The sequence below is a fragment of the Atrimonas thermophila genome (assembly GCF_045864955.1).
GTDB lineage: Bacteria > Atribacterota > Atribacteria > Atribacterales > Thermatribacteraceae > Thermatribacter > Thermatribacter velox.
This window is the reverse complement of sequence record NZ_AP028803.1, coordinates 1,725,754-1,746,972: the sequence shown is the minus strand read 5'-3', so window position 1 is coordinate 1,746,972 and position 21,219 is coordinate 1,725,754. Positions and strand designations below refer to the sequence as shown.

General features: G+C 47.3%; 15 protein-coding genes. 13 read left to right on the top strand and 2 right to left on the bottom strand.

Annotation, left to right across the window (positions count from 1 at the left end):
• The first annotated feature begins 17 nt into the window (after positions 1 to 17).
• Genes ACKTT1_RS09125 through glmS form a run of 10 tightly spaced genes read left to right on the top strand, consistent with a single transcriptional unit; the run spans position 18 to position 10,327 of the window.
• Positions 18 to 335 carry a hypothetical protein gene (locus ACKTT1_RS09125; RefSeq protein ID WP_412709338.1) on the top strand — a complete coding sequence of 106 codons (318 nt, stop codon included), beginning with the start codon at positions 18 to 20 and terminating at the stop codon, positions 333 to 335.
• Between the two features lie 2 nt (positions 336 to 337).
• Complete coding sequence (locus ACKTT1_RS09120) at positions 338 to 1,426, top strand: V-type ATPase subunit (RefSeq protein ID WP_412709337.1); 1,089 nt, start codon at positions 338 to 340, stop codon at positions 1,424 to 1,426.
• Positions 1,416 to 3,353, top strand: a complete 1,938-nt coding sequence (locus tag ACKTT1_RS09115; RefSeq protein ID WP_412709336.1) for a V-type ATP synthase subunit I — start codon at positions 1,416 to 1,418, stop codon at positions 3,351 to 3,353. The genes ACKTT1_RS09120 and ACKTT1_RS09115 overlap by 11 nt, the downstream gene beginning before the upstream one ends.
• A gap of 5 nt (positions 3,354 to 3,358) precedes the next feature.
• On the top strand, positions 3,359 to 3,796 hold the full coding sequence (locus tag ACKTT1_RS09110) for an ATP synthase subunit C (RefSeq protein ID WP_412709335.1): 438 nt from the start codon (positions 3,359 to 3,361) through the stop codon (positions 3,794 to 3,796).
• 14 nt (positions 3,797 to 3,810) lie between these two features.
• Positions 3,811 to 4,122 carry a V-type ATP synthase subunit F gene (locus ACKTT1_RS09105; RefSeq protein ID WP_369018682.1) on the top strand — a complete coding sequence of 104 codons (312 nt, stop codon included), beginning with the start codon at positions 3,811 to 3,813 and terminating at the stop codon, positions 4,120 to 4,122.
• Positions 4,119 to 4,718 carry a hypothetical protein gene (locus ACKTT1_RS09100; protein WP_412709334.1) on the top strand — a complete coding sequence of 200 codons (600 nt, stop codon included), beginning with the start codon at positions 4,119 to 4,121 and terminating at the stop codon, positions 4,716 to 4,718. Before ACKTT1_RS09105 ends, ACKTT1_RS09100 begins: the two co-directional genes overlap by 4 nt.
• Positions 4,718 to 6,502, top strand: coding sequence for a V-type ATP synthase subunit A (locus ACKTT1_RS09095; RefSeq protein WP_412709333.1), 1,785 nt, complete (start codon positions 4,718 to 4,720; stop codon positions 6,500 to 6,502). Before ACKTT1_RS09100 ends, ACKTT1_RS09095 begins: the two co-directional genes overlap by 1 nt.
• Positions 6,492 to 7,862: a V-type ATP synthase subunit B gene (locus ACKTT1_RS09090; protein WP_412709332.1), complete on the top strand. Its 1,371-nt coding sequence runs from the start codon at positions 6,492 to 6,494 to the stop codon at positions 7,860 to 7,862. The genes ACKTT1_RS09095 and ACKTT1_RS09090 overlap by 11 nt, the downstream gene beginning before the upstream one ends.
• A gap of 5 nt (positions 7,863 to 7,867) precedes the next feature.
• Positions 7,868 to 8,506 (top strand): V-type ATP synthase subunit D, encoded by a 639-nt coding sequence (locus ACKTT1_RS09085; protein WP_412709331.1) that lies wholly within the window; start codon positions 7,868 to 7,870, stop codon positions 8,504 to 8,506.
• Between the two features lie 3 nt (positions 8,507 to 8,509).
• Positions 8,510 to 10,327: a glutamine--fructose-6-phosphate transaminase (isomerizing) gene (gene glmS, locus ACKTT1_RS09080; RefSeq protein WP_412709330.1), complete on the top strand. Its 1,818-nt coding sequence runs from the start codon at positions 8,510 to 8,512 to the stop codon at positions 10,325 to 10,327.
• Between the two features lie 4 nt (positions 10,328 to 10,331).
• Here glmS and ACKTT1_RS09075 read toward each other — a convergent pair whose 3' ends face one another.
• The gene (locus ACKTT1_RS09075; RefSeq protein WP_412709329.1) at positions 10,332 to 11,207 is read right to left on the bottom strand and encodes a cation diffusion facilitator family transporter; all 876 of its coding nucleotides are present in this window, start codon (positions 11,205 to 11,207) and stop codon (positions 10,332 to 10,334) included.
• A gap of 90 nt (positions 11,208 to 11,297) precedes the next feature.
• A complete protein-coding gene (locus tag ACKTT1_RS09070) occupies positions 11,298 to 12,203 on the bottom strand; it encodes a lysophospholipid acyltransferase family protein (protein WP_412709328.1) in 906 nt (301 codons plus the stop codon).
• Positions 12,204 to 12,343: 140 nt separating this feature from the next.
• Here ACKTT1_RS09070 and ACKTT1_RS09065 point away from each other — a divergent pair, with 140 nt between their 5' ends.
• The 3 genes from ACKTT1_RS09065 to pbpC are packed head-to-tail and all read left to right on the top strand — an operon-like array spanning position 12,344 to position 21,180.
• Positions 12,344 to 13,585, top strand: coding sequence for a uroporphyrinogen decarboxylase family protein (locus tag ACKTT1_RS09065; protein ID WP_412709327.1), 1,242 nt, complete (start codon positions 12,344 to 12,346; stop codon positions 13,583 to 13,585).
• Positions 13,586 to 13,613: 28 nt separating this feature from the next.
• A complete protein-coding gene (locus tag ACKTT1_RS09060) occupies positions 13,614 to 18,968 on the top strand; it encodes an MG2 domain-containing protein (RefSeq protein ID WP_412709326.1) in 5,355 nt (1,784 codons plus the stop codon).
• Positions 18,955 to 21,180 carry a penicillin-binding protein 1C gene (gene pbpC / locus ACKTT1_RS09055; RefSeq protein ID WP_412709325.1) on the top strand — a complete coding sequence of 742 codons (2,226 nt, stop codon included), beginning with the start codon at positions 18,955 to 18,957 and terminating at the stop codon, positions 21,178 to 21,180. The genes ACKTT1_RS09060 and pbpC overlap by 14 nt, the downstream gene beginning before the upstream one ends.
• Positions 21,181 to 21,219 lie beyond the last annotated feature (39 nt).

The following is a 21,219-nucleotide window of genomic DNA, read 5'->3' as shown; positions in this document are numbered from 1 at the left end:
CCAAGGGGGTTAACCTGGTGGATAAAAAAGAAATTCTGGAAAGATTGATTGCTATTGAGAAAGAGCGCAGGAGAATTATTGAGAGTATTGAAGAGAAAAGAAAGCAACTTTTTGATAAAGCTCGGGAAGTTGCTGAAATGAAGAAAAAGGGACAGCAGGAATATCTGCGCAGGGAAGAAAAGAGAATGACCCAGGAAGCCAAAGCAACAGTTGAAGAACTTCGCAAAAAAAGCGAGGAACGGGTGAAAGAATTTAAACAGCTTATGGAGGAGCGTTATCAAACGAGCAAAACCCTGCTGGTTGAAAAAGCTTTGCGTTTACTTTTGGGGGAATGAGTGTGTTCATTTTTGAGAACTTTGGTTTATTGGGCAAGACTTTAGCAAAAGTTGGAAGGATGCTTTCTGACCAGGACTTTCAGAACCTTTTGAGCCTCCACTCTGTTCCCGAAATTGCTCGTTATCTTCAGAATACACCTGCCTACCAGCAGGTTCTTCAAGATATTCAGCCCGATGAGATTCACCGTCGTGACCTGGAAATCCTGGTCAATCAGTCCACCATTTACGAGCTTTTTAGTCTGCGCGAGTTTGCCAGTTTCAAAGAAAGAGTCATTATTGACTTCTTCCTCACTGGTTTTGAAATTGAGAATCTCAAGCTGGTTACCAAGTACGTGGTGTTAGGTGCGCAGGCGAGTCCTGAGGATATAGAGAAAAAACTTTTTGACCTTTCTCCCTGGAGCAAAGTTGATTTTCGGGCTTTTTTGAGAAGCAAAAACCTTGACGAGCTTACTCATGGGCTGGAAGGTACCGCTTTTTATGATTTATTTCAAGCTGCAAAAGAGCGATTCAGTGAATCCCGAGCCATGGATGTTATCGAAAATGCCCTGGACTACTGGTACCTGGCTGGTTTGCCCAGAAAGGTGAAAAACTTCTCGTCCCGGGACCGCGAAGCTGTTTTACGCTTTTTTGGCGTTCAAGCAGACTTACTGAATCTGGAACTCATATACAGGATGCGCTTTGTTTTTGGGATGCTTCCTGAGAAAGTCTACGGACTTACCATACCTCTTTATAGGTATTTTGATTCTCAACGTTTAATGAGACTGGTCAGAAGCCAGAGCCTGGAAGAATTTATGAATATGCTTCTCGCTTCACCCTACCGAAGTGTTTTTTATAACTGGCAGGAGAGCAGTGAAGTACTGGATGAGATATTCGAACGAAGCATCCTTTCTTACCTTTACCGGCTGGCGCGCCTTTTGCTTCGCAAACATCTTGCCCCTTTGGAAGTGTTGATTGCCTTTGTTACGCTTAAAACCTTTGAAACTCGTGACTTGATTACGGTCATCGAAGATATACGATATGCGCTGGATGTGCGCCTGGCAGAGCGCTATTTTATAAGACCCCTCAAGGTGGTGAGCCTGAGTGGCCGTTGACAGGATGTGCCGCTTAATCATTGTGGGAGTTAAGCGGAAGCAGGAAGGCATGGAACGGTTATTAAAAGAGATCGTTGCGTCGGAGTGTTTTGAGCCTCTCCCTCTGGAGAATGCTTTGCCTCCCGAAACCAAACCTTTTTTCAAAGAAGATGGTGGAGCTTCTTTTGAAGAGGCTTTTTCTTTGCTGTGCAAGCTTCACAAACTCTCTGGGAAAGAACCTTCACCCCGGCCTGTTTTCAGCCCAGAAATTGCTTCTCGGTTGAATTTCTCCTTAAAAAAGGCGCGGTTACTGGAGAGAAAAATGGACCAGAAACTCAGCGAGATTTCGGAATTGAAAAGACTGGTGGAGCGCTTTGAGCATATGCGCAGGCACCTCAGGACCCTTCGTTACCTGGACGTCGATTTTGAAGACCTGATAAGCCTTGAGGGCTTCTCGATAAAGTTTGGGCGCATATTGAGTATGTATTTTGATCGGCTAATCGAGAGCGTTAACGATGTCCCCATTCTGGTGGTAGACATAGAGAGGGAGCGAGAGTCACAGTGGATTATGGTTTTTACGCTTCCCAGAATGCAAAAAGAAGCGGAAAGTATCCTTCAATCCATCGGTTTTGAAGAGCACACCCTACCTCGTGCCATGTTAAAGGGTTCCGTTGAAGAAGTTTATTTCAGAGTCTCTGATGAAATCAAAAAGCTGTGTCTGGAAATCGAGCGTAAGAGCATCGAACTGCGAGAGATTTTTTACAAAAACCGCACTTTTATCTATCAGCTTCTGGACCATCTTTACGTATTGCGTTCTGTTTACCGATTGCAGGAGCGGGTTGGTTTCAGCGAGAGCCTCTTTGCCCTGTCGGGTTGGGTGCCCGAGAGGGAGAAGAAAAAAATTCAGCGTCTCTTTGAGCGGGAAGAAGAAACGCTGGTAATTGAAGAACAGCCAGATGCTCGGGAAGTGCTGGAGGAAAAGGTGCCAGTGAGGCTTTCTAATCATTCCTTTTTCCGCCCCTTTGAGAGCCTGGTTAAAATGTATGGTTTACCTTCTTACTGGGAAGTCGATCCTACGCCAGTGGTTACCCTGACTTTTCTCTTCATGTTTGGCTTTATGTTTGGTGATGTAGGTCATGGTGCCATTTTGGCACTGGTGGGTTTTGTTTATTATCTAAAAAAACGCTCGGATTTGGGTTGGGTGTTTGGCTGGGCTGGGCTTTCTTCGGTCCTTTTCGGATTTTTGTATGGTAGTTTCCTGGGTTTTGAAAGTTTGTTACCTGCTTTGTGGGTGCGTCCGATGGAGGAAATTTCGTACCTCATGGGTATATCGGTAGCGATAGGCGTTATTTTGCTTGCTCTGGGGATGGGCCTGGGCATGTTTAACTTAATTCGTGCAGGACATTGGAAGAAGTTTTTGTTGGGAAGTTCCGGGCTGGCGGCTTTTGCTTTTTACTGGTTAGGAGTCTGGTTGGTTTTTTCGTATTTTCGTTATGGAGAGTTACCTCATCCGGCTAACCTGTGGTTAAGCCTCCTGGTGGTCTTGCTTGTGGTTATCTATTTGCACGAGGTTTTTGAAGCTTCGCCTTCGACGAGGAAGGAGAAAGCGGTTGAATCCACGTTTGTGCTTTTTGACGAGATTATTCGCTTTTTAAGCAACACCCTTTCTTTCATCCGACTTGCTGCTTTTGCCATTAACCACGCAGGAATTTTTCTGGCTTTTTTGAGCATTGCCCAGATGGTGCAGGGAGGAGGAGCTTTTTCTGGGGTTTCCAGGGTTTTGGTGATTGTCTTTGGCAATCTCCTTATCCTGGGCCTTGAGGGTCTGGTAGTTTTTATTCAGGCTTTACGTTTGGAGTTTTACGAACTCTTTTCCAGGTTTTTTGCTGGACGAGGTAGGCCTTTTCAGCCTGTAACTTTTAGGGAAATATCTACTGAAAGGAGGTAAGTGAAATGGCAACAGCGATGATTTTTGCTTACGGAGTTTTTCTGGGACTTTTAGTTTTAATTGGGGTGATGGCCGCGAAAGGTAAGTGGCGTCTTTCCAGAAAGGCTTTTTTGAGACTTTTTTGGGGCAGTCTCCTCTTTCTGGGCGTGTGTTTACTGGCTGCTTTTGGATTCGCTCTACCCAATGCGCTGGCCCAAACTGGAAATGCTCCAGTGGCTACGCAACCTGTATCTTCTGGTCTTGGTTTGCTTGGAGCTGGTCTGGCCACTGGTCTTGCTGCAATTGGAGCAGGTATCGCCGTGGCGATAACCGGTTCTTCGGCGATTGGGGCTATCAGCGAAAAGCCAGAGCTTTTTGGACGCACCCTTACCTACGTGGGTCTTGCTGAAGGGATAGCCATTTACGGAATGATCATCTCCGTTTTGATTTTGGGAAGAATGTAGGAGAAGGTGATAGAGTGCGTTTTTTCTTAATCAGCGACAACATTGATACCCAGATAGGTTTGCGTCTGGCTGGGATTAAAGGGGTTGTGGTACACACCCGTGAGGAGATTCTTCCCGTGCTTGAGGAAGTTGAAAAGGACCCCACGGTTGGCGTCATCTTAATGACCGAAAAAATTGCTGAGGTTGTACCTGACCAGGTGCAGCGTCTCAAACTTTCCAGAGACTTGCCCCTTTTGACCATCATTCCAGACCGTCATGGAACCCGTCGCAACAAGGATTTCATCCTTAACTATGTTGAAAGTGCTATTGGAGTGAAAGTGAAATGAGGATAGTCGATAAGATAGAGTTGATGCGTAAAGCGATCATTAAAGAAGCCGAAGATATGCTGGAAGATGCGCTTATTAAGGCTCAGGAAGAAATTCAAGAAGAGGAAAAAAAGCTTGAAGAACAGCTTGCCTGGGAAAAAGAAGAGTTCCTGCGCGAGCTGCGCCTTAAAACCCAGAAGTGGGTCAATGCTCAGAATGCAATTATTTTAATGCAAGAACGTCGTGAAAAGGATGCCTTTTTACAAAAGTTGTTTTTTGCTTTTATCGAGGATGTAAAGAAAGCTTTTGAAGAGCTGGGTGAGCAGGAGAAACGGCTTTATTTCTTTCGTTGGTTTGAAGAAGCCCTTAAGGTTATGGGAAGACAGAAAGTGATACTGCGCTGTAATGCTCTGTGTTTACCCTGGGCTAACGAGCTTAAGATGCATGAGTTTTCGAATTTCATTGAGAGGGTTGAAGAAGAGCCCGACTTTGATTTTGGGGTAATGCTGGAGAGTGTGGATGGAAAGGAGCGGGTGGAAAATACCCTGACTACCAGGATTACCGAACAAGAGCAGCGCCTTCAGGAGTTGTTGCGGCAGGAAGTGAGGTGGAGTTAATGGGAGAAGGACGCATTTACCTCATTAATGGTCCGGTGGTGCGAGCAACTGGGTCACAGGGCTTTATGATGAATGAGATGGTTAAGGTAGGAAAGGAAGGGCTTATTGGAGAGGTAGTAGATATAGGAGAAGAAAGTTTCACGGTCCAGGTTTACGAGAGCACCACTGGTTTACAAGTTGGAGAACCAGTGCAAGGCACGGGAAAGCTTATTTCCGCTTATCTTGGTCCGGGTCTCATTGGTAAGATTTTTGATGGTATAGAACGTCCCCTAGATCGGATAGCTTTGCTCCACGGTGATTTTGTGGTTCGAGGGGTTGAGATATTTCCTTTGGATGAGAACAAGAGATGGCGGGTGGAAATGAAAAAAGAAGTTGGAGATACTGTCCGACCCGGCGAAATTTTTGCTCTGGTTCAGGAGACTCCTCTTTTTGAACACCGCTTGCTGGTTCCGCCCCATGTATCGGGTAAAGTTGTCGAAGCCAAGCCCAGTGGTGACTATAAGGTTAACGATGTTTTGCTCCTGATTTCAGACCAGAAAGGAAATGTCCATCACTTGACCCTGTATCAGGAATGGCCCATACGGATTCCCCGTCCTGTTAGAGAAAGATTACTGCCAACTATCCCTTTGATTACCGGGCAGAGAGTGATCGATTTCTTTTTCCCGCTGGCCAAAGGTGGTGCGGCGGCCATCCCGGGTGGTTTTGGAACTGGAAAGACGGTTACCCAGCATCAGCTGGCCAAGTGGTCGGACGCAGATGTGGTGGTTTATATAGGTTGTGGGGAGCGGGGCAACGAGATGTCGGATGTTTTGGAAGAATTTCCTCGTCTGGTAGACCCGCGTACTGGTCGACCACTTATGGAGCGTACCATTCTCATTGCCAACACCTCCAATATGCCTGTTTCAGCTCGCGAGGCTTCCATCTATACAGGCATAACCATAGCCGAATACTTCAGAGATATGGGGTATAATGTTGCCTTGATGGCTGATTCTACTTCACGCTGGGCCGAAGCTTTGCGAGAACTTTCAGGGAGAATGGAAGAAATGCCAGCGGAAGAAGGGTATCCGGCTTATCTTTCCAGTCGGCTTTCTGAATTTTACGAACGAGCTGGTCGGGTTAAAACTCTTTCTGGCGAAGAAGGTTCGGTTACCATCATTGGAGCCGTTTCTCCCCCAGGTGGAGATTTTTCTGAGCCGGTTACTCGTCATACCAAAGAGTTTGTGCGCTGTTTCTGGGCTTTGGATAGGAACCTCGCTTATTCTCGGCATTATCCAGCCATGAACTGGTTGACCAGTTACAGCGATTTCGGTGAGGATTTAAAAGGATGGTTCAGAGAACATATTGGCGAAGACTGGGATGGCATGCGGGAGCGGGCCATGGCATTGCTTGGAGAAGATGACCGCTTGCAGCAGGTAATTAAGCTGGTGGGTGAGGACGTCCTTCCCGATGAGCATAAGTTAATAGTGGAAACAGGAAGATTGATTAAGATAGGATTCTTACAGCAGAATTCTTTTAGCAATGTTGATTCTTTCTGCACTCTTGAGAAGCAATTCAAAATGATGGAGCTTATTCTACTTTTTTATGAGAGGGCCAGGGAATTGATTGCTTCGGGAATGGCAATCAGCGAGATTAAACGCTCAGATGTATATCTCAAGCTTTTGAGAATGAAAGAGGAAATTCCCAACGACCAACTCGAACGGTTTGATCTACTGAGAGAGGAAATAGAGAAATTTTTTGATAGTTTGCGAGCCAAATACAAAGAAGGTGCTAAAAGTGCCAGTTAAAGAGTATGTAGGCCTTTCTCGCATCGTTGGTCCTCTGGTAGTGGTCCAGGGGGTAAGCGGTGTTGGTTATGAAGACCTGGTGGAAATTGTTTACCGAGGAGAACGCAGAGCGGGTCAGGTGGTGCTCCTTGAGGAAGACAAGGCTATAGTCCAGGTTTTTGAGGGCACCAAGGGGCTGATTCGCGAAGAAACGCGGGTGCGTTTTCTGGGTGAGCCCTTGAGGGTTCCTCTTTCCCGAAACCTGGTTGGTAGAGTGCTGGATGGTCTGGGCAGACCTCGCGATGGCCAGGGTAAGGTGATGGCTTCCTTGAGGCGCGATATAGGGGGATTGCCAATTAATCCTGTGTCCAGAGTTTATCCTCGTAGCTTTATTCAAACTGGTATTTCAGCTATTGATGGTATGATGACCTTAATTCGGGGCCAGAAGCTGCCTATTTTCAGCGGGAGTGGACTCCCTCATGTCCGGCTTGCTGTACAGATCGCTCGCCAGGCTAAGGTGCGAGGTGAAGATGAGGAATTTGTGGTGGTGTTTGCTGCAATAGGACTGCGTCATGACGAGGCAGAGTTTGTACGGAGAGGCCTTGAAGAAACTGGCGCTATTAAAAATGCTGTTATGGTTCTCAATCTTGCTGATGACCCAACTGTAGAGCGTATTGCCACTCCCCGGGTTGCCCTGACCATTGCTGAATACCTGGCTTTTGATGAGGAGATGCACGTTCTGGCCATCCTGGTGGATATGACCAATTACTGTGAAGCTCTGCGGGAAATATCCAACTTCCGCGGAGAAGTTCCTGGAAGAAAAGGGTATCCGGGTTACATGTACAGCGACCTGGCCAGTATTTACGAACGGGCAGGTATCATCCAGGGTCGACGAGGTTCTCTTACCCAGCTTCCGGTTCTTGCTATGCCCAATGATGATATCACTCATCCCATACCTGACCTTACCGGCTACATTACCGAGGGTCAGATAGTTTTAAGCAGAGACCTGCATCGGCAGGGCATTTATCCTCCCATTGCTGTTTTGCCTTCTCTTTCCCGCTTGATGAAGGATGGGGTGGGTGAAGGATATACCCGTGAGGACCATCCCGAGCTTGCTGCTCAGCTTTTTGCAAGCTATAGCTATGCACAAAGCGTGCGTTCTCTGGCTACCATCATTGGGACAGAGGAGCTTACCGAAGTGGACCGTAAGTATCTTGATTTTGCCAAGCGTTTTGAGGAAGAATTTGTCAAACAGGGTTTTGAGGAAGAGCGAAGCATAGAAGAAACTCTGGACCTGGGATGGAAGATGCTTTCTTTGCTACCTCGCGGGGAACTGCATCAGGTAAAAGAAAAGTATATTGAAAAGTACTGGAAGGGTTGAAAGCGATGCCAATTTTCAGCAACGTTTCTCCTACCAGGGGTAATCTTATAGAACTGCAGCGCTCTTTGGAACTGGCCAGGGAGGGGCATTCTTTACTGGATCGCAAAAGGAATGTGCTGGTAAGAGAAATGATGCGTTACCTTGACGAAGCAAAAACCCTTCAGGAAGAGATGGATCGGGTTTTTCAGGCTGCTTACCTTGCTCTGCAGCGGGCGAATCTGGATATTGGTATCGAGCGGGTAGAGGAGATTGGCTTTGCGGTATCTGAAATTCAAGACCTCGATGTTCGTTTGAAAAGCATTATGGGAGTAGAAATTCCGGAGATAAGCTGGGATAGAAGGGAAGAGAGCCGTCCTGCTTATGGTGTGTATCGCACCAGCGCAGCACTGGATAAAGCCTACCTTGCCTTTCGTAAAGTAGTTTTTTTAATCATTCGTTTGGCGGTGGTTGAAAACGCTGTGTACCGCCTGGCTGTGGAAATCAAAAAAACTCAGAAAAGGGTGAATGCTTTGGAAAATGTAGTCATCCCTGACCATGTGGAGAAGATTAAACTTATACGTGATATACTGGAAGAACAGGATAGGGAAGACTTTTTTAAAATGAAACTTTTGAAAAGACGAGAAGAAAGGAGCAAGGAGGCATAGGTTTTGTGTGGCATTATAGGTTATGTTGGTGAGCGCCCCGCCTTACCGCTTATTCTTTCAGGCCTTAAAAGGCTTGAATACCGGGGTTACGATTCGGTGGGCATTGCTCTCCTTGGAGAAGAAGAAATCTGCGTAGTTAAAAACAAGGGTAGGATCAGGGATTTTGAGTTGGATCTTGCTGACCTTAACTTCCCCTCTTTTTGCGGTATAGGTCACACCCGCTGGGCAACTCATGGTGTTCCCTCTCGTGAGAATGCTCATCCACATCTTGACTGTGCTGGTGGTGTTGCGCTGGTTCACAATGGCATTATAGAAAATTATCGTTCCTTACGACTTTCCTTGAGTGAGGATGGGCATGTTTTCCGGTCGGAAACTGATAGCGAAGTCATTGTTCATCTTTTGGAAGGAGAAGGTACTCCTCTGGAGCGCTTGGTTAAAGCAGTGGGAAAGCTGAAAGGCTCATTCGCACTGTGCATTCTTTTCAAGGAAGATCCGGGAGCAATTTACGGTGTGCGAATGTCCAGTCCGCTGATTTTAGGAGTTGGCAATGGAGAAAACTTTCTGGCTTCTGATGTGCCGGCCTTTTTGCAAAATACCAATCGAGTAGTTTTTATTGAAGATGGAGAAATAGTGAGAGTTACCAGAAGTGGTTGGGAAATATTCGATTTTGAGGGTCGAAAAAAATCCGGTTCATCGGTAGTTACTATTCCTTGGGACCCGGTAAGCGCTGAAAAGGGTGGATACAAGCATTTCATGCTTAAGGAAATCCACGAGCAACCCCAGGTTTTTGAGGATACCCTTGCAGGCCGGGTAAATTTGCTCGAAGGCCGGGTGTACTTTGAAGAATTACAGGAGTTTCCCATCGATTTTGAACGTGTGGTCATTGTTGCCTGTGGTACTGCTTGCCATGCTGGTATGCTGGGAAGGATTTTTCTTGAGAAGTTTGCTCGCATACCTACTGAGGTAGATTATGCTTCTGAATTCCGCTATCGCGATCCCCTGGTTGACTCGAAAACTCTGGTGTTGAGCATTTCCCAGTCTGGAGAGACTGCAGATACTCTGGCAGCAGTTTCGCTGGCTCGGGAAAAGGGCTGTCGAGTGGTTTCGGTGTGCAATGTTTTGGGAAGTAGTTTGACCCGCATTTCAGATTGGGTGCTTTACACGCGGGCGGGCGTGGAAATAAGCGTGGCTTCGACCAAAGCCTTTTTATGTCAGATGGCAGTGCTTTTACTTTTTGCCATTTATCTGGGACAACACAGGGGTTGTTTGGGTAAGGAAGAAACACGCAGGTTACTTGAAGAACTGGTAACCTTGCCGCGCCTGATTCGAGATATTCTTGAGCGAGAAGAAGATATCCACAGGTTGGCCAGGAAGTTTTACCTTTTCAGAAATTTCCTTTACCTGGGAAGGGGAGTCCTTTTCCCCTTGGCGCTTGAAGGGGCTCTCAAGCTTAAAGAGATTTCCTATATCCATGCTGAGGGCTTGAGTGCCGGAGAGATGAAGCATGGCCCCATTGCTCTGGTGGAACCTGATCTGGCCACTTTTGTTCTGGTGGGGCAGGATGTAGTTCGCTCTAAGATAATTGGTAACATGGAAGAGATCAAAGCGCGCCAGGGGAAAATCATCGCTTTGTGTTGTTCTGGGGACCAGGAAGTAGCCGAGCAAGCCGACGAGGTGATTTATATCCCTCGGGTTACGGAATGCCTGTTACCTTTTCTGGCCATTGTTCCCATGCAGCTTTTTGCTTACTATGTGGCCCTTGAAAAGGGTTGCGATATTGACCAGCCAAGGAATCTGGCCAAAAGTGTTACTGTAGAGTAATTCATCAGTCCTGGTCGGGCTCAATGTGTACCAAGCCCTGATAGCCAGTAGCCTGGTGTATTGCCTTTTCTATGCTATCAGCAAGCTGGTGACTCTCGAGAACAGAAAGGTTGCTTTTCACCGTAACGTGAAGAGTGATTACTCCTTTTCCACCGTAATCGTGGAGGGTTATGGAGTGAATGTCTTTTATCTCGGGAAAGCTTCTGGTTATCACTTCTTTAATCTTTTCTTCTTCCTCTTTTGAGATAGCACGTCCCATTAATCTGGAAACGGTTTCTTTCAGTAATTGAATTCCCACCATTCCTATCAGTGACGCGATAAAGATGGTGACTGCAGCGTCCACAAGCGGGTAATTGGGGAAAATATACACCAGGACTACGGGTAACGAAGAGAGAGCATCGCTTCGGTGGTGCCAGGCATCGGCTTTAATAAGGCTGGAGTTTGCTTTCTTTCCCAAAAGAAAAGTTCCCCGAGCCATTAGTTCTTTGGTGATTATGCTCAAGATTATTACTGCCAGCAGGGGGAGGGAGGTCTTTACGGTGTTTCCAGTGTAAAGCCTTGTGTAGCCCCTGCGCAAGAATTCAAAGGCAACCACAATAAGCAGGGTTGACATGGAGACGATGGCAATGTCTTCTGCTCGACCATGGCCAAAGGGGTGTTCCGAGTCGGGAGAACGCCTGGCTTCACGAGCGGCGAAGAGCACAATGACCGATGTAGAAAGGTCTGACAGGGTATGAAAGGCATCGCTTATCATAGCGAGGCTGTGGGAGATAATACCGAAATACACCTTGAGAAAGAACAAAATCAAATTACCAAATACGCTGAGCAACACAGCGTATTTCACATAGCGAAACGTATTTTCTTTTTCGGTGAGTGGCATGTTCTTTCCTTCTTTTATAGAATTGGGTTTTTGTGGTTTGCGAAACGCTAAATATGTTACCACGAAAAACTTTTTTTAAAAAGAAAATTTCTACTCGAATTTACTCTCGGAGGAGTTTTTGATGTTCCATCTCCTTGTGAACCACAACCACTGGGTTGGGAACTGGCGAATAAAAACCTCAATTATCTGATTGCACAGGGCAACGGCAGAAAAGATATCGTATTTCCTGTCCTGCGAAAGCGGAGTGAAGAAGGGAGGTAAAAAGACAATTTCGTGTTTCAACTTTTCATCCTTCCGAGTTATAAAGGCTGGTATTACAGGACATCCGAAGAGTCTGGCCAGCCTGGCGTGGATGGTAGGATTGGGAGTCGTAATCCCCATAAAAGGGCAACTCATTCCCTTGCCTTCGCCTTTCTGGTCGACCAGAATAGCCACCGCTTTACCCTGACGCAAAGCCTTGCGGACTTCATTTATTTTGCTCCACTGAATCCAGCCTGTTCGGTAAACGCTGCGGCATCTTTTCATAAAGTTATTTACTGAGGGAGGAGTTAAGTCTCTGTATACCACTTCTACCGGATAATTGTGATGTCCCAGCCAAGCAGCAAGCAACTCCCAGTTGCCCAGGTGAGCACTTATAAGAATTACTCCCTTTCCTTCCTGAAAGGCTTTTTGCAGAAATTCTTCTCCTCTTACTTTTTCAATTAGGAAATAGAGTGCTTTTTCTTTTTTGTATTTTATGAGTATAACTTCCAGTAAAGACAGAGCAAGATGGCGAAAAACCTTTCGAAGATTATTCTCTATTTGAGAAGATGAAACACCAGGAAAGACCAGTTGCCATTGTTTACGAGTATAGTCCAGTTTTTTACGGAAAGAGAAGAAGAGGATTTCTCCCAGAAGTAGAAAGCATTTTCTGCCCAAAGAGACGGGGAGCAGGAGAGCAACAACTTGCAATAAAGTTAAAATAGTGCCCATCGGAAACGACTGTTCACCTTTCAAAAAATAAGGGTTTTTATTCTGCTTTAAGAAGTGTAACACAATCTGGCCTAAAGATTACTTTCCTGATATGAGCAACTCTGCAAGTGGTAGTGGAAAAATCTGGTTTTTGGTGCTATGCTCTTAAGCAAGGGGTGTTAGTAATGACTTCACGAGAACGAGTGCTTACGTCCTGTAATCATCAGGAACCCGATCGGGTTCCCATTGACTTTGGTGGTCATCGTTCCTCAGGCATTATGGCCCTGGCCTATCGGGACCTGCGCAAAGCCTTGGGTTTTCCTGATAGTCCCCTTTATGTGTACGATTTTATCCAACAACTTGCTATCGTTGAAGATGATGTGCTGGATTTTTTTGGTGTTGACGTAGTAGATGTGGGGTATCTTTACTATAAGAACGATTGGTACTGGAAAGACTGGGTACTTCCTGATGGCACTCCCTGCAAAATCCCTGCCTTTATTGAGGTAGAAAAGACCGAAGAAGGCTGGATTGTTCGGGGAGATGAAGGACAACCCATATGTATCCAGCGTCCGGGTTGTCTGTACTTTGAGCAGTGTTACTTTCCTCTTTTAGACAATCCTGACCAGGAGTTTGGGCGTCTTGAATATTACCTGAAGCAAATTATGTGGTTTCGTTTGGGGACTCCTCCCGCACCGGCCGGTTTTGACGCTGAAGGGTTGCGCATTCATCAAGAAAATGCAGCAAAGGTTCGCCAGTCAACAAACCGGGCAATATATGCGACTTTTGGTGGTAACCTTCTGGAGACAGCGCAATTTGCTTTTCGCATGGATAATTTTTTAACCGAGATCGCGCTTAACCCCCCTCGTGTACACCGTTTTCTGGATAAGCTGGTAGAGTATCACCTGACCAATCTCGAGAAATATCTGGACGCTGTAGGTCCCTATGTGGATATTATTGGTTTTGGTGACGATTTGGGAATGCAAACTGGACCTCAAATTTCTCCAAAGATGTATCGGGAATTTTTCAAACCTCGTCATGCACTTCTCTGGCAGACTGTAAAGAAGAAGTATCCCCATCTAAAGGTGGCTCTGCACTGCTGTGGAAGCATCTATCAACTGTTACCCGATTTAATCGAAGCGGGTTTGGATATCATTCAGCCAGTACAGATTGCTGCCAGGGATATGGAGCCGGAACGCCTGAAAAGAGAGTTTGGCAAAGACATCGTTTTTTGGGGTGGAGGATGTGACACCCAGACAGTACTTCCCTTTGCCACTCCTCAAGAGGTACGTGCGCATGTGCGGCGTAATCTGGAGATTTTTGCTCCTTCGGGGGGTTATGTCTTCCAACAGGTACACAACATAATGGCTGGCGTACCACCCCAGAATATCATTGCCATGTTTGAAGAGGTCCATAACTTTCGATATTGAGGTTCTCTTTTAAGAGAGGAGGGGAAGGATGAAAAGTATCTGGTGCTGGTTCTGGCTGGTTTCCCTTTTGGTCCTGGTGTTTGGTAGTGGTGCGTTTGCTTTTGAGGGGGATATTTTCCAAGTAGTAGGGTTTTCTCCCGGGGAAGGAGCTACGGTCTCTGAGTATCTTGGAGAAGTACGTTTTAGCTTTTCGCAACCAGTGGTTTCTTCTGAAAAAGTTGGGAAACCGTTCCCAGTGAGCGAAGCGCCTTTTTACATTTCCCCCTCACTTGCCGGGGAATGTGTTTTTGAAGATCCAAAGACGCTGGTTTTCAAAATCAGTGAGACGCTTCATAGTGCAACTTTGTATACCTTTTCCTTTCGCCCTGACTTTACGGACCTTTCTGGTCGTTTTTTATCTGGTTCCTCAAGTTTCCATATCCAAACCGCTCCTTTGAAGGTCCTTGACGTGCGTCAGGTGGATTACCAAAGAGACGGAAGTATCGTGCTTGAAGCTGAATTTTCATTGCCAGTTTCTCCGCAAAGATTGCGAGGTTTCCTGATTGTGAAAAACAGCAAGGGGCAGGAAATACCTGTCCATATACCTCTTGGCCCACCAAGTAAGAAGATTTTAATTTATACTGCACCTCTTGAAGAACCACTTTTCTACCTGGAGATTGCAGAGGGCTTGACTTCGGAAGTCGGTCCCCTGGGACTTGCTGAGAGCTTCCGTAAAGAAATGCAGGCTTTCTACGCTATGGAGATAACTGGTAGTGGTGCTTACTTTCGGGGAGCGCAACAGGGAGTAATTTATTTTTATACCTCGACTCCACCAGATGCCGATGCGCTTTCGGCCTTTGTAGAGCTTGAGCCCGAGTATCCATTTTCGGTGCGGGCCTACTTTTGGGGATTCGAAATCACTGGAGAATTTAAACCCCGGGATCGGGTTCTGGTGCGCCTGAAAAAAGGACTTCCTGCTCGCTCGGGAGCAGTTTTGGCCCAGGAATTTGAAAAGGCTTTCTTGATGCCCGACTTGGAACCTTCGATTTCGATTCCTGCTTCTGGTAGTTACGCCTCCTATTTTGGAGAAGCCAGATTACCCGTAGAGCTGGTGAACGTTAACCGTGTGTATTTGCGAATTTTCCGCTTGTACGATAACAACATCCCCTTTGCCTTTGCCTTTCCAGACAACATTGCCTTTCAGGACCTCTCCAGGCTGGTGGTAGAGCGCGAGGTTTTGGTCGATGCACCTTTCAATGTTCCCGTGCGTCGAGCAGTGGATGTGCTTTCGGAGGTTTCGGGAAAAGCAGGAACTTACCTGGTGGTGGTCCAGAATGCTGAAGGCGATCCCTGGGTGAGAGACCAGGCAGTGGTTTCGCTGACCGATATTGGTGTGGTTGCTAAAGTTTTTGAACATGGAGTGCTGGTATGGGCCAATTCGCTGCACGATGCTCTTCCCTGCGGAGGAAGCAAGGTAAAGGTGTTTTCAAGGTCCAACCAGTTGCTTGTTGAGGGGGTTACCGATGATGAGGGGGTTTTCCTGTTTGAAAAAGACAGAGCGTGGCCAGCAAACGACGAGCGTCCTTTCCTGATAACCGTTCAAAAAGGTGAGGATGTTTCGTTTCTTGTACTTGAAGAAGAGCGCTTTTCTCAGGGCGATTTTGAAATAGGAGGGGTGCCCTATTTACGTCGAGGTTACCGAGCCTTTTTGTTTTTGCCTCGAGGCATTTTCAGACCTGGCGAGAAAGTCCTGGCCAAAGCTCTGCTGCGTGGCCCAGAATTCAAGGTTCCAGAGCGTTTTCCGATGGCCTTCAGGGTTGTCTCGCCTCTGGGAAGGACTTTTTTTGAAACTACGACAATGCTCTCTGAGGAAGGGAGTGCCATCTTTGAATTTGAACTACCCCAGGAAGCTTTAACTGGCAATTATCAACTTCTCTGTTACCTCCCAGGACAGGGCGAGAAAGGGTTTTTGGGAGAAACCAGTTTCCTGGTGGAAGATTTTGTACCTCCTCGTCTTCGCCTTACTCTTTCTACACCTTTGCGTGAACTGCATGCTGGAGAAGAGTTCAGTCTTGAAGTATTTGGGGAATATCTTTTTGGCGCGCCGGCTGCTCACATGCCTGTTCGAGTTTCAGCAAGATTTAGCACCAGAGAATTCAAACATCCTGATTGGGGACAGTTCACCTTTGGTGATTCCCGCCGAGATTTTGCACCGGTAGAGATCACCCTAGGTGAGTATCAGCTGGATGCACAGGGAAAGACCACAATTGCTTTTAGCGCTCCTTTGGACCTGAGGCCCCCCTCAGCTCTTGAGTTGACCTTGCTGGTTACGTTGCTGGACCCGCAAGGTCGGCCGGTGAGCAAACGTCTTAGCCTTCCCTTCCATCCCTATCCCTTTTACCTGGGCATATTTTATCCCTCTATGCAATACGAACCCGGGCAGGAAATCCCGTTCACAATTTGTGCAGTGGATCCTCAAGGTGCGCCTTTTCCTCTTTCTTCGGCTCTGGTGCGCATATTTAAGGTGCTTCACCATTACGTTCTGGTTGAAGAGGAAGCAGGCGTTCGCTATCGGATGCAGGAAGAGTTTGCGCTCGAGAAAGAAGCTCCTGTTGAGCTTGTATCGGGAAGGGGTGAGATAATTTTCCGACCTCGGGAATTCGGGCGCTATTTATTTGAAGTCAGGGACCCCGAGACGGGCGTGGTTTCTTCCACCTACTTCGATGTGTATGGTCGTTACGGGTTTAACCCTCGTGAAGAATTGCTGGAGCGGATAACTTTGTCACTGGACAAGGAGAAGTGGCAGGTGGGCGAGGAAGCTCGTGTTAGTTACCGTTCTCCTTTTCCAGGAAAAGCCCTGTTCACTGTAGAGACGGACCGTGTTGTTTACAGCAGAGTTTTTGATGCACAGCTTGAAGGTGAAGTGCGCTTCCCGGTGAGTGCTGAGATGGCTCCTAACGCCTACTGCTCGCTTCTGGTGGTTCGCGCTCACAGCGGTGAAGACCCACTTGCTCCAGTTCGGGCGTTGGGAATAACGCCTTTTTATGTTGACCAAACTGCGCACCATCTTAAGGTAGAAATTACTGCTCCAGGCTCAGTTAAACCCATGGAAAAACTCCCTGTTGAGGTAACACTCAAGAACGCAAGGGGAGACGCTGTACCTGGTGAGTTTCTGGTTGCTCTTGTGGATGTGGGACTTTTGGACCTGACTGCGCATCGACTGGTGGACCCCTTTGACTTTTTCAGTACCAGATGCAAACTTTCGGTAGGCACTTTTGACTGGTATGGAAACCTTCTTTTAAGCGAACCCTTAACCACACCTCCTCTGTATCCGGGAGGTGGCGAGGGACTGGAAAGGGAAATGGGTCTGGCGCTTTCTCCAATTCAGCCAGCCCAGTTCCGAATTGTATCCCTGGTAAAACCGCAGGTCTTTACTGATTCACAGGGAAAGGGGAAAGTAATCTTTGAGCTTCCTCAATTTGAAGGAAGATTACTTCTTGCAGTGGTCGCTTCAAGTGGTGAATTACTGGGAATGACTACTCAGGAAGTGAATGTTGCTCATGATGTGGTGTGTGAGCTGGTACATCCGCGTTTTGTAGCTCCTGGAGACCGTTTCTCAATTCCGCTTGTTCTTTTCAACCGCAGCGGAGAAAAGCGAAAAGTAGAGGTTACCATTTCTGAAAGTGGGCCGGTAACCATCACTGGTGAACATACTCTGAGTCTGGAGCTACCTCCTCAATCCCGTACAGTGAGAAACATAAATATGCAGGCTTACGAAAGTACCGGTGAAGCCCTGTTGCAGGTTATGCTTAGCGATGCTGAAGAATTACGCAGAGAAGAATATCGTTTCCCAGTAAGACCTCCGTATCCCAGAGTAAGTCGGGTGGTTATGGGCAGAGTTCTTCCTGGAGAGAGAAAGACTCTTTCTATACCTGGTGAATGGTACTTGCAAACTCTTGAGGGAAGGCTATGGTTGCAAGCTTCAAACAACCTGGACCTTAACTATCTTGCGAATTTCCTGCACGGTTATCCCTATGGTTGTGTGGAGCAGGTGGTTTCGTCTTCCTGGCCCCTGCTTTATCTTCCAGAAATTATGGCTGAAGTCGATCCTTTACTTGCTAACCCTCAGGAAGTAAACCGCTCTCTGGAGAAGGCTATCCGGCGTGTTATTTCCATGCAAACTCCGGATGGCGGCTTTGCTCGTTTCGCTGGAGAGTATGTGAGCGTTCCTTTTGATTCTGCATATGCTACTCATTTCCTACTGGAGGCAAAGAAAAAAGGTTTTTCAATACCTGAAGATGTCTTGCGTGGTGCCCTTAATTACCTTCGGGAGTTTTTGGACTCTCTACCCTGGAGTGCTACACCGGAAGCCCTGTCCTATCACAACACAGCTTCTGCCTACGCAACTTTGGTTTTAACTATGTGGGGAGAACCACCGTTTGCCCGCATGGAGGAGTTACGTAGTAAGAGGGGTGAGTTGAGCGGTACAGCCCTGCTCTTTCTTTCCTGGGCCTATGCTTTGACTGGAAATTCCAGGATGGCCAGAGAGTTGTCTGGTGGTTTTGCTCCCTCTCTTTATGGCGCGCCTGAGTCGGGAGGTGCTTACAGTTCTTATTTGCGTGACTTGGCTCTTCGCTTACTTGTCGAATTGAGCATTGACCCTGAATCGCTGAGTGTGGAACAGCTCGCGACTCAACTTTTTGACACCTTGCGGAAACGCGAATACTGGTCCACGCAGGAAGCAGCTTTCTCTTTGCTGGCTTTGAGCAGTTACTTAAAGGGAAAGGTTACTCCAGAAGCCTTTACGGCAAGGGTTTTTGATGCTCAGAATGATGAGCTCTTTTTGCTGCAGAGGGAGAAAAAAGCTTCCTGGAGCTTTAAAGAACTACCTCCTCCGCCCTGGAGTGTTGCAAACGAGGGTGAAGGTCCTTTCTATTTTGCAATGACTGTAAGTGGTGTTCCTCGCACTATGCCTCAGGAAGAAAGTCAGGGTTTGAGTGTTGCCCGGGAATTTTTGGATGAGCAAGGTAATCCACTGCCTGCAAATTATTCCTTCAGGAAAGGAGACCTTGTAAAGGTGCGCCTGCGACTTGAAAGTGCAGGGACGCTGGAAAACGTTGTGCTTTTAGATCTTTTGCCGGGTTGTTTCGAAGTTGAAAATCCACGCCTCTTTGTATCTTCGACCTGGCAGGAGGAAGAACCTCAGGTGAGGGTGGAGCGTCGGGATGACCGGGTAATTCTTTTCGTGGAACACCTTTCCGGAAAGCTGGACTATACATATACCGCTCGAGTGGTAACTGCCGGTGATTTCATCATTCCTCCTGTGCATGCAGAGTGTATGTATAACCCCTCAATTTTTGCCACTTCAGGAGGGGGGCAAAGGGTGGTTGTTGTTTCCGAATAGAAAAAAAGGTTGCGGTGTACATTTTTGGGAAGCGCTCTTTCTGGCCGGATTGTGTTTCTGGATATTTGTTTTGGGGAGTGCCGTCTTTTTGTGGATGGTGCTCCCCCTGCCTCTTGAGAAAATCGAGAGCCTGGAAAGCTCAGCTGTAGTCTTGGACCGGAGAGGGGAATGGCTGTGCGTTTTCCTATCTCCACGGGAAGAGTACGTTTTCCCTGTGTCTCTGGAAGCAATGGGGAAATGGCTCCCCCGCGTGGCTCTGGAACTTGAAGACCGCCGTTTTTTCATGCATCGAGGTGTTGACTTTTCAGCGCTGCTCCGGGAATTTCTGAATTTTCTGGTTCACGGCAGGAACACATCAGGTGCTTCCACCATAACTTCCCAGCTAATTCGCTTGGTTGAACCCCGGTCTCGCAATATCTGGAGCAAGTTTGTGGAATTTGTACTCGCTTTAAAGCTGGAAAGCGTGATGTCTAAGGAAGAAATTCTGGAAGCGTATCTCAACTGGGTTCCGGTGGGTGGCAACCTGCGTGGTGTGGAAGCGGGAAGCCGCTACTATTTTGGTAAGGCGGCTCAAGAACTTTCTCTTTCTGAAGCCTGTGTCCTGGCAGGGCTTTTTCCCAAACCTGAAAAATTGCGTCCTGATGTGCACTTGAGTGAAGCACTTGGGAAACGCAATCGAGTATTATGGACTCTTTATAAAAGAGGAGTTATTACAGAAGAAGCGTATCGTGGTGCTCTTTCTGAGAAATTATCTGGTGAGGCGCATCCTTTTCCTCAATTTGCGTATCATGCCAGTTTGTGGTTGAGAGAGCTTGTGGGGGGGCAGATTATTCAGAGCACTATCGATGGTCGGTTGCAGGCGTGGATAGAGCGTGTAATTTCGAGTTATTTGCTCTCTTTTGATAGCCAGATTACTCTGGCCTGTGTGCTTGTGGACAACCATAATGCCGAAATACTGGCTTACCTGGGTAATGCTCGTTGGAGAGAAAAAACACCAGGGGGGTGGGTGGATTGTGCCCAAGCTTTACGTTCTCCTGGTTCGGCTCTGAAGCCTTTTGCCTATCTTCTTGCTTTTGAGCGTGGGTTGCTTGTCCCTTCTTCAGTTCTTTCGGATGTTCCTTGGGGTTTTTCTGGTAATACTCCGCGTAATTTTGACGACAAATTTCGTGGTCCGGTAACCGCTCGAGAAGCGCTTGCTGCTTCTCTGAACGTTCCGGCGGTGCGGTTGGGAAGAAAGCTGGGTTATGATTCTCTGCTTTTTTATCTTCGGGAAACGGGCTTTTCTCATTTGACGGGTGACCCCCGCTTTTATGGAGATGCTTTGCTTCTTGGGGGATGTGAGGTTAGCCCTCTGGAGATGGCTCAGGGGTATCTGGTTTTGGCTACTCTGGGTAAGTGGCGACCTCTTCAGATTTTAAAAGGAACCAAAAGTGTTCCTCTCTGGAAGAATTTGGCCACAGAAGAAGCTTCTTTCCTGGTTGCTGATATTCTCGCTGAAAGGATGCGCGAGGAAAGGCGTAGTCGGGGAGATGCCACTCCTCTTTTTGCTTTTAAGACTGGTACCTCTTCGGGCTTACGTGATGCCTGGACCATCTGTTATCACCCTCGATACACACTGGTGGTCTGGATGGGGGACCCACGGGGGCGCAGCCATGCGGAACTAGTGGGTATTCGTGCTACTTTCCCAATTGCTCGCAGGATTATGGCCTATCTTTTGAAGGGGAGCGGGGAATTTTACGCTCCTCCTCCCGGGATTGTCTTCAGGGAAGTATGCCCGGTTTCTGGCAAGTTAAGCACTGAGCAATGTCCGGGTTCAGTGCTTGCGCCTTTCATCAAGGATGTATCACCACTTGAGAAGTGCGATGTACATTCAGGACTTACTGCAGATACTACCGATTTTGACTTTTCTCTGCAAGGTGTGTGGCATCCGCAAGCAGTCAGTATCGTTTCTCCTATAGGGGGCAAAAAGTATTTATTATCCAACCCGCAGGGAGTGGTGCAGATTCCTCTTTCTTTCGAGGGAGAAGAAGATGTTTTCTGGTTTGTGGATGGAGACTTTGCAGGCAGGGCGCGACCCAGAGAGACCCTTTTTGTGGAGCTTGGAAAGGGCGAACATCGAGTGTCGCTTTGTTCTCAGAAAGGAATGATAAAGGAAGTGCTTTTTGAGGTAGGTCCTCCTGGGAAGGAGGTGGCTGGCGGGGAAATGTTATAATTACGGAAAAACATTTTTCGACTCTGGGGTGCTGCACAT

Excerpts from the sequence above, each read along its gene's own strand:
- ACKTT1_RS09110 (WP_412709335.1), top strand. The coding sequence starts at position 3,359 with ATGGCAACAGCGATGATTTTTGCTTACGGAGTTTTTCTGGGACTTTTA.
- ACKTT1_RS09100 (WP_412709334.1), top strand. The coding sequence starts at position 4,119 with ATGAGGATAGTCGATAAGATAGAGTTGATGCGTAAAGCGATCATTAAA.
- ACKTT1_RS09095 (WP_412709333.1), top strand. The coding sequence starts at position 4,718 with ATGGGAGAAGGACGCATTTACCTCATTAATGGTCCGGTGGTGCGAGCA.
- ACKTT1_RS09085 (WP_412709331.1), top strand. The coding sequence starts at position 7,868 with ATGCCAATTTTCAGCAACGTTTCTCCTACCAGGGGTAATCTTATAGAA.
- ACKTT1_RS09075 (WP_412709329.1), bottom strand. The coding sequence starts at position 11,207 with ATGCCACTCACCGAAAAAGAAAATACGTTTCGCTATGTGAAATACGCT.
- ACKTT1_RS09065 (WP_412709327.1), top strand. The coding sequence starts at position 12,344 with ATGACTTCACGAGAACGAGTGCTTACGTCCTGTAATCATCAGGAACCC.
- ACKTT1_RS09060 (WP_412709326.1), top strand. The coding sequence starts at position 13,614 with ATGAAAAGTATCTGGTGCTGGTTCTGGCTGGTTTCCCTTTTGGTCCTG.